The following is an 8,708-nucleotide window of genomic DNA, read 5'->3' as shown; positions in this document are numbered from 1 at the left end:
TCTTCGCAGCCATTTATCTAAAGACGTTTAGACGTCTAAATAAAAATAAGTCATAAGCAAAAGGTAGGGTCGTCGAAAGGCATGGCGTTTCTATAAAGGCGCGAGGACATTTTTCCTCCGCCTTTAGCCAAAGGATTTCACTATGCCGAAACTCAACCGAGTCGCGCTCGCGTTTTCTTTGTCCACCCTACTTGGAACCGCCACGGCCACCGACCTGTCGGCAGCACTCGCACCGGGTCAACTAAGCGGCAATGGTGTCTCAAGCGCCATATCCGCCAAGGACCGCGCCAGTGGCTCCAATGCCAAGCTGGACAACGCCTTGTTGAATTTGAAGCAGCGCGCGACGGCGGCGCCATCCGCGCCGGCCAGCAGCAGCTCGACGCATGCCACCCGGCGGTTACAAGCAGCGGAGTCTTACGTCACGGTGGACGTCATCGCCAAGGGCGATGCGAAAGCATTGCAGGCGCAATTGGAGAAGCTCGGCTTTCAGACCACGGCCGTATTCCACAACGATATCGGCGGACGCCTGCCGGTATCGCAGATCGATAACGCGGCGGCCTTGTCCGGTGTGCTGCGCATCAGCGTGCCGGAGAAGCATACCCGTGCCGGCAATGTGCGCTCGCAGGGCGACTCCGCACAGCACAGCAAATTGCTGCGCGACACCTATACGATTCGTCCGGCCACCCGTGCGGAACCCAAGCCGCCGCATGTGGACGGCACCGGCATCACCATCGGTGTCATTTCCGACAGCTTCAATTGTGCCGACCAGCAGAACCAGCAAAACGTCGATAATCCCAACTGGGTCGTACTCGATACCCAGGCCGACGACGTCGCCAGCGATGATTTGCCGGCTGCCGTGAATGTCGTCAATGAAGCCAGCGACTGTCGTTCCGGTACCGACGAAGGGCGCGCGATGGCGCAAATCGTCCATGACGTGGCGCCGGGTGCGCGCATCGCTTTTTATTCGCCGGACACCATGGCCGACTTTGCCCAGGGCATTCAAACTCTCGCTTTGCCGACCAACAAAACCGATGCCAATGGCCGCCACGGCGCCGGTGCGCAAATCGTCGTCGATGATCTGGGTTTTTTCGCCGAACCGCTGTATCAGGAAGGCATCATTGGCGAAGCCATCGATGAAGTCGCCAAAGCACATGGCACGGCGTATTTCTCCGCGGCCGGCAATGCGGCAAACCACAACAAAGCGGCTTATGACAACAACGGACCGGCGTTCGCCGCTGCTGCAGTCACCCGCGCCAAGCTAGCCAAAATGGCACCGCTGAATCTGGGCGAGCGATTGATAAACTTCGACGCCAGCGGCAAGAGCACGCTCGATCATCTGCCGGTCACGATCGGTAGCGGTAGCGCGGACACCCCCAATACCGCCACCTTCGCGGTGTTCTGGGACCAGCCGATGACCGGCGCCAACGCTCGCAGCTCGCTGGATCTGTGCCTGGGCAATAGCTTGGGCAATCCGCTTGGAAACAATCTCTGTTCGGGGCCTACGGTGGTCGGTCAGCCGGCGCAGGCGATCTTGCAAATCACCAATAAGGGCGCCGCGATCCAGGGCAGCCTGCGCCTTGGCCTCGCGGCCGGCGTCGCACCCGGTCGCGTACACATTTTGATTCTTGGCGGCGATGCCAGCATCAATCGCTACGGCACTGACACCGGCAGTATTTATGGTCATCCGTTGTCGCCGAACGCAGCGGCGATCGGCGCCGCGGATTACTTCAAGACGCCGTTCTGCAATGCCAAACTGGCTACCGCGACCTTGGAGCCCTACTCCTCGGTGGGCGGCCTGCCCTTCTTGTTCAATGCGGATGGCAGCGCCATAGCCAAACCCACCACGCCACAGAAACCCGAGTTCGTGGCGCCAGATGGCGTCAGCACCAACTTTTTCGGCATGGCCAGCCTCGATGCGGGCGCCGCCAATGCGGCAGTAGCCGATTGCCGCAGCTACCCCGATTATTTAAACGACCAGTTCTATGGCACTTCCGCGGCGGCACCCCATGCCGCCGCCGCTGCCGCGCTGTTGTGGCAGGCCGCCCCCACGGCAACCGCCACCGACCTCTACAGTGCCCTGAAGAGTTCGGCGCTGGACATGGAAAGCCCTGGCTTCGACTACAAGTCAGGCAGCGGTTTCCTGCGCGCGGACCAGGCTTTGGCCACGCTTCAGGCGCAACTGAAGAAGGCCAAAGCCAAGAAGCCATAGCACAACAACGATGACAGCGGCCGGCCGACACAGCGATGCTGTCGGCCGGCCGCTCCTCATTCATCCGCATCAGCGCACACCCTCTGTGCGACATGCAGGCTAAACTTCGCCGCATGGCTCCCACACCGCGTAAGCGCCAGCGGCGCACTATCTCTTCGTCGTCCACGCCGCGACCGACGCCTGCACCCGCACCAAGCACGGCGACCGTTCCGGCCGACAGCTCCACCCGCGCTACCCGCGTATTGAGTTGGCTGCTGCAAAAATTGCCGCCGCACATCCGCGAGAAAGCGCTGGACTATCTGGTGCTCACCCGCATGGACCGCCCCATCGGCGCCTTGCTGCTGCTGTGGCCGACCTGGTGGGCACTATGGCTGGCAGCCAGTGATTTCCCGCCGCTGAAGCCGCTGATTATTTTCACCCTGGGTGTTTTCGCCATGCGCGCCGCCGGCTGCGCCATCAACGACTACGCCGACCGCAAGCTCGATCCGCAAGTAGCGCGCACCGCCGGGCGACCTATCGCCAGCGGCCGGGTCACCCCGCGCGAGGCGCTGATGGTGTTTGGCGCCTTGCTGGTGTTCGCCTTTGTGCTAGTGCTGTTCACCAACGCGCTGACGATCAAGTTGTCGTTCGCCGGTGCCGCACTGGCGGCGATCTACCCCTTTACCAAGCGCTACACCCATATGCCTCAGGTAGTGCTGGGTGCGGCGTTTGGCTGGTCGATCCCGATGGCGTTTGCCGCGGTCACCAACAGTGTGCCGCCGCTGGGCTGGCTGCTGTTTATTGCCAATATCCTATGGTCGGTGATTTACGACACGGAGTACGCGATGGTGGATCGCGACGACGATTTGAAAGCCGGCGCCAAGTCGACCGCGATTTTGTTTGGCGATGCCGATCTGCCGATTCTCGGCATTTTGATGGCCACGTTTCTGTTGGCGATGCTGTTCGTCGGCAAACGCGCCGCGCTAGGCTGGCCGTATTGGCTCAGCCTTGTCATCGCCACCGGCTTGTTCGGCTGGCAATTGTGGCGCATACGCGATCGTGCCCGCGACGCCTGCCTTATGGCCTTTCGTCATAACAACTGGCTGGGCATGGGTTTGTGGATCGGTATCGCACTGGCATTGGCCGTGCGTTGAGGAGAGTAAGTTTGCTGTTCTGGAATCGCCCATCGCGTCACTGCTTGATCGCAGGATTACTAACCAGTGCCCTGCTCGCGGGTTGTACTGGCCCCTCGCTAAAGCCAACCACATCACCTGCCGCAACCACCGATACGCCGGTGAGCTGGAACAGTTTGCCGCCCACCAGCGATACCGAGCTATCGGCAGGCTTCGCTGCATGGCGCGCGGGCTGCGTGAAACTCAAGAACGATGCCGCATGGGCGAAACCCTGCCAGGCGGCAGCCGGCGTACCGGCATCGCCAGCGGCGATCCGCGATTTTCTGCAAACCCAGATGGATGTCTACGCCTTGGGCAGCAGCGAAGGCCGCCAAGGCCTTATCACCGGCTACTACGAGCCGGTCTATCCAGGCAGCCTCACTCGCACGGCCAAGGCCACGGTGCCGGTCTATGCGGTACCCGACGACCTCATCGTGGTCGCGTTGGATGACATCTATCCCGAACTCAAAGGCAAACGCCTGCGTGGCCGCCTTAAGGGTCGCACGCTGGTTCCCTATGATGCCGCTGCAACCATCGCCAGTAATGGAGCCAAGTCGCCGGCGATCGCGTGGCTGACCAGCCCGATGGATTTGCAGTTTCTGCAGATCCAGGGATCGGGCCGCGTGCAACTCGCCAACGGCCGTCAGTTACGGCTTGCGTATGCCGATCAAAATGGACGCCCGTATCGCGCCATCGGCAAATGGTTGGTTGAGCAAGGCGAGCTGACCTCCACCGAGGTCAGCATGCAAAGTATTCGCGCATGGGCGAGCGCGCATCCGGCGCGTATCGCCGAGCTGCTGGCCAGCAATCCCAGCTATGTTTTCTTTGAGCGCAAACCCGACAGCAATGAAGGCCCCTCCGGCTCGCTCAACGTGCCATTGAGTGCGGGCTATAGCGTTGCGGTCGATCGCCGGGCGATTCCGCTGGGCAGCCTGGTCTGGCTGTCGACCACCACACCGGACGGTCTCAATCTGGTTCGCCCCGTGGCCGCGCAGGATACCGGCGGCGCTATCGCCGGCACCGTGCGTGCCGACCTGTTTCTGGGCACGGGCGATGCGGCGGGTGAGTTGGCGGGCCGTATGAAACAGTCCGGGCGGCTATGGCTGCTGTGGCCCAAAGGCGTCGCCTTACCCGGCGCATCGGCCAGATAACTAAACCCGGATCGCGTCAATCCCATGGGCTATCGCATATTCGTGCGTGGCATAAGAGCAGGCGCTTAAGGACAAGCTCTTAACACCATCAACGCCAACATCGGCGATAACTAATGACATCTGAACGTTTCGGCATTCAGGTGTTCGTCGACGATACTCGGAGGATGGCATAGATATGAGGAAGATCCCGTTCGTACTGGGTGTGTTGGCAACGCTGGCGGTCGCATCCGCTCACGCTAAAGATGTAAGCCTGCTCAACGTGTCTTATGACCCCACGCGCGAGCTTTACCGCGATATCAACCAGGCTTTTGCCAGCCAATGGCAAAGCCAGCATGGCGATAAAATCATCATCGAAATGTCGCACGGTGGCTCGGGGAAACAGTCGCGCTCGGTTGCCGAGGGACTACCCGCCGACGTGGTTACCCTGGCCTTGGCCTATGACATCGACGTGCTGGCCGACCGCCATCTACTTAGCCAAGATTGGCAACAGCGCCTGCCCGACAACGCCTCACCGTATACCTCGACCATCGTGTTCCTGGTGCGCAAAGGCAACCCGAAAGGTATTCGCGACTGGCCCGACCTCATCAAGCCCGGCCTGCAAGTCATCACGCCCAACCCGAAAACCTCTGGCGGCGCGCGCTGGAATTACCTGGCGGCCTGGGGTTACGCACTGAAACAGCCCGGTGGCGACGAGGCCAAGGCTCGCGATTTCGTGCGCGCCCTGTACAAGAACGTGCCGGTACTCGACACCGGCGCGCGCGGCAGCACCAATACCTTTGCCCAGCGCGGCATCGGCGATGTACTGCTGGCATGGGAGAACGAGGCACTGCTGGTGCAAAAGCAGTTGGGTAAAGACAAGTTCGAGATCGTTACGCCCTCGATCAGCATCCTTGCCGAACCGCCGGTTGCCGTGGTCGACAGCAATGCGGACAAACACGGCACGCGTGCGGTGGCCGAGGCTTATTTGAAGTTCTTGTATTCACCGGAAGGCCAGGCCCTTGGTGCAAAGAACTTTTATCGCCCGCGCGCGGCCGACGTCGCGGCGAAATATCCGGGCCTGTTCCCGCCATTGAAGACCTTCACCGTCAACGAGCTGTTCGGCGACTGGCGCAAGGCGCAGGCGAAGTTCTTCAACGATGGCGGCGAGTTCGATCGCATCCATCTAGAGCGCTAGGTCGCGCCCATGTATCGACGCCGCGTTTTACCTGGATTCGGTCTCAGCCTGGGCTACACCCTGGCGTATCTCGGGCTGATCGTGCTGCTGCCTTTGGCCGCCCTGGCCTTGAAAGCATCGGGCCTGGGTTTAAGCCAGCTACTGCAACTGCTCAGCTCGCCGCGCACATTGGCGGCGCTGCGGCTGAGCTTTGGCGGCGCGCTGATTGCGGCGGTGTTCAATGTGCTGGTCGGCTTACTGGTGGCTTGGGTGATGGTGCGTTACCGCTTTCCCGGCCGGCGCCTGCTGGATGCGCTGATCGACCTGCCTTTCGCCCTGCCGACCGCGGTGGCGGGCATCGCCTTGACCGCGATTTATGCCCCTAACGGCTGGCTCGGCCAGTGGCTGGTGCCGCTCGGCATCCAGATCGCCTATACCCCGCTGGGCGTGTTGCTGGCGATGGCCTTTGTCGGCTTTCCCTTCGTCGTGCGCACGGTGCAACCGGTTCTCGAAGCGATGGATCGCGATGTCGAAGAAGCCGCCGCAAGCTTGGGCGCAACGCGACTGCAAACCTTTACACGGGTGATCTTGCCCATGCTGATGCCGGCCTTGCTCACCGGCTTTGCGCTGGCCCTGGCGCGCGCCGTGGGCGAATACGGCTCGGTGATCTTTATTGCCGGCAATATTCCCATGCGCTCGGAGATCGCCCCGTTATTGATCGTGGAGAAGATCGAGCAGGAGTATGCCGGTGCCGCCGCGCTGGGCGTGGTCATGCTGTGCTTCTCGTTTGTGTTGTTGATCGTCATCGCACAGTTGCAACGCTGGAGCGGACGCTGGGCGGAGCGTTCGACATGAGGACAACTGCTCATGTTTCCAGGCCGGTCTCCTGGCAGCGACGAGCGCTGCATGTCTTGCTGATACTTGCCGTCGTCTGCTTTATGAGCGTGTTCCTGCTGCTGCCGCTAGCGGTGGTTTTCGTCGAAGGACTGCGCGGCGGCATTGCCGCCTTCATCGATACCATCGGACAACGCGAGGCGCTGGCTTCGATGCGGTTGACCCTGCTTGTCGCGGCGATCGCGGTGCCTTTGAATCTGATCTTCGGGGTGGCTGCGGCATGGGCCATGACGCGCTTCCAATTTCGCGGCAAGGCACTGCTGGGCGCCTTTATCGACCTGCCGTTCTCGGTGTCGCCAGTGATTTCCGGCCTGCTTTACGTGCTGCTGTTCGGCGCGCAGGGCTGGTTCGGACCCTGGCTGGAGCAACATGGCGTGAGGATTATTTTCGCCGTACCCAGCCTGGTGCTGGTGACGATCTTCATTACTCTGCCGTTTGTGGCGCGCGAGCTGATTCCGCTGATGCAGGCGCAAGGCAGCGAAGAGGAAGAAGCCGCGCGCGTACTGGGCGCCACCGGCTGGCAAATGTTTTTTCGGGTGACCTTGCCCAATATCCGCTGGGCGCTGATGTACGGTGTCTTATTGTGCAATGCGCGTGCGATGGGCGAGTTTGGCGCGGTCTCGGTGGTCTCCGGCCATATTCGCGGACTGACCACGACGATGCCGCTGGAAATAGAAATGCTCTACAACGGATATAACGAGTACGACCACATCGGCGCTTTCGCCGTGGCTTCGCTACTGGCTTTATTGGCGCTGCTGACGCTAGCGGTAAAAACCTTGCTGGAGTGGCGTTACAGCGATCAGATCGCTCCGCACACGCCAGGTGGACATTGAGCACGGATATTCAATACCTATGACCTTGCTACTGTCCCACCTCAGTCGCCACTTCACCGATGCCGCCGCACTGGACGATGTCAGTCTGGCGATTGCCCCCGGCGAGTTCCTCGCCCTGCTCGGCTCCTCCGGCTCAGGCAAAACCACCTTGCTGCGGATTCTGGCCGGCCTCGATTACCCGCAGAGCGGCAGCGTGACGCGCGGCGGGCACGACCTGCTCAGCATGAATGCGCGCGAACGCAAGGTTGGCCTAGTGTTTCAGCACTATGCGCTGTTTCGCCATTTGACCGTGACCGAGAACATTGCCTTCGGCCTGCGCGTACGCCCACGGCACGCACGACCCTCGCGCACCGAGATCACCGACCGCGTCGAAAAATTGCTGAAGCGCGTGCAGTTGGAAGGCTACGGCGGGCGCTACCCGGCACAATTGTCAGGTGGCCAGCGCCAGCGCGTAGCCCTGGCCCGCGCCCTGGCGGTCGAGCCCGACCTCTTGCTGCTCGACGAACCCTTCGGCGCACTCGACGCGCAAGTGCGCATCGCCTTGCGTCGCTGGCTGCGCAATCTGCACGAAGAGCTGGGCCTTACCACGGTCTTTGTCACCCATGACCAAGAAGAAGCACTGGAGCTGGCCGACCGCGTTGCGGTGATGAATCGCGGACGCATCGAACAAGTCGGCTCGCCAGAGGCGATTTACCAGCAGCCGGCGACACCGTTCGTGTGCGAGTTCATCGGCAAGGTCAATAAGTTTGAGCTGCAACGCGAACAGGACCGCATGATCTGCGGCGCGCTCGACTTTGGCGCCGACTTATGGGCAAAGCGCTATGACCGCGCCGTGGCCTATATCCGCCCCGAACACCTCGCCCTGGCAACCGATACCGGCTGGAAGGCACGCCTGCGCCATATCTATCTGGCTGGCAGCGTCGCCCATTTGGAACTGGCCCTGGATACGTCCGAGCAGTTGATCGAAGTCGACGTGGCCAGCGAGGATCTGCTTCGGCTGGGCTTGCAGCAAGGCGCTGAGCTGTATGTGCAAGCGCGTACCGCGACGGTCTTTCCGCTGGCTAACGACACCGGCGAGGCGAAATCGGAAGACAGAAGAGTGCTGCGGCCTCATCAGCAGCCCTATTAGAGACCGGCTCGCATCCGAGGCGGATTATGTCGTGATTGTCATGATTCTATTTAGACGTCTAAATATGACCGACATCATGTCATCTAACCTGCGCTTAACTGTCACAGCCCAGGCCTAGGCTACGCAGCGTTAGAGCCTGTGCCGAAAACCCATGAGGGCAGGGATGCCTTCCGTATAGCCGCGATGCG

At 61.2% G+C, this 8,708-nt stretch carries 7 protein-coding genes; all 7 read left to right on the top strand.

All coding sequences use genetic code 11. The features are described 5' to 3' along the window. Window positions 1–142 precede the first annotated feature (142 nt). Window positions 143–2,209, top strand: a complete 2,067-nt coding sequence (locus DVJ77_RS15415; RefSeq protein WP_114846413.1) for a S8 family peptidase — start codon at window positions 143–145, stop codon at window positions 2,207–2,209. Window positions 2,210–2,322: 113 nt separating this feature from the next. After that, window positions 2,323–3,342, top strand: a complete 1,020-nt coding sequence (ubiA, locus tag DVJ77_RS15410) for a 4-hydroxybenzoate octaprenyltransferase (RefSeq protein WP_114846560.1) — start codon at window positions 2,323–2,325, stop codon at window positions 3,340–3,342. 14 nt (window positions 3,343–3,356) lie between these two features. Further along, window positions 3,357–4,511, top strand: a complete 1,155-nt coding sequence (mltA, locus tag DVJ77_RS15405; RefSeq protein WP_380038138.1) for a murein transglycosylase A — start codon at window positions 3,357–3,359, stop codon at window positions 4,509–4,511. A 175-nt stretch (window positions 4,512–4,686) separates the two neighbouring features. After that, complete coding sequence (locus DVJ77_RS15400; protein ID WP_114846411.1) at window positions 4,687–5,685, top strand: sulfate ABC transporter substrate-binding protein; 999 nt, start codon at window positions 4,687–4,689, stop codon at window positions 5,683–5,685. Between the two features lie 9 nt (window positions 5,686–5,694). Continuing rightward, window positions 5,695–6,519 carry a sulfate ABC transporter permease subunit CysT gene (gene cysT, locus DVJ77_RS15395; RefSeq protein ID WP_114846410.1) on the top strand — a complete coding sequence of 275 codons (825 nt, stop codon included), beginning with the start codon at window positions 5,695–5,697 and terminating at the stop codon, window positions 6,517–6,519. Then, the gene (cysW, locus tag DVJ77_RS15390; protein WP_114846409.1) at window positions 6,516–7,391 is read left to right on the top strand and encodes a sulfate ABC transporter permease subunit CysW; all 876 of its coding nucleotides are present in this window, start codon (window positions 6,516–6,518) and stop codon (window positions 7,389–7,391) included. Before cysT ends, cysW begins: the two co-directional genes overlap by 4 nt. A 19-nt stretch (window positions 7,392–7,410) precedes the next feature. Continuing rightward, window positions 7,411–8,520, top strand: a complete 1,110-nt coding sequence (locus tag DVJ77_RS15385) for a sulfate/molybdate ABC transporter ATP-binding protein (protein ID WP_114846408.1) — start codon at window positions 7,411–7,413, stop codon at window positions 8,518–8,520. The last annotated feature ends 188 nt before the right edge of the window (window positions 8,521–8,708 follow it).

Source organism: Dyella tabacisoli (assembly GCF_003350925.1).
Taxonomy (GTDB): domain Bacteria; phylum Pseudomonadota; class Gammaproteobacteria; order Xanthomonadales; family Rhodanobacteraceae; genus Dyella_C; species Dyella_C tabacisoli.
The sequence above is the reverse complement of the archived record's forward strand: the minus strand, read 5'-3'. Positions and strand labels throughout refer to the sequence as shown.

Coding starts and splice junctions, on each gene's coding strand:
- cysT (WP_114846410.1), top strand. CDS start 5,695: ATGTATCGACGCCGCGTTTTACCTGGATTCGGTCTCAGCCTGGGCTAC.
- DVJ77_RS15400 (WP_114846411.1), top strand. CDS start 4,687: ATGAGGAAGATCCCGTTCGTACTGGGTGTGTTGGCAACGCTGGCGGTC.
- ubiA (WP_114846560.1), top strand. CDS start 2,323: ATGGCTCCCACACCGCGTAAGCGCCAGCGGCGCACTATCTCTTCGTCG.
- cysW (WP_114846409.1), top strand. CDS start 6,516: ATGAGGACAACTGCTCATGTTTCCAGGCCGGTCTCCTGGCAGCGACGA.
- DVJ77_RS15385 (WP_114846408.1), top strand. CDS start 7,411: ATGACCTTGCTACTGTCCCACCTCAGTCGCCACTTCACCGATGCCGCC.
- DVJ77_RS15415 (WP_114846413.1), top strand. CDS start 143: ATGCCGAAACTCAACCGAGTCGCGCTCGCGTTTTCTTTGTCCACCCTA.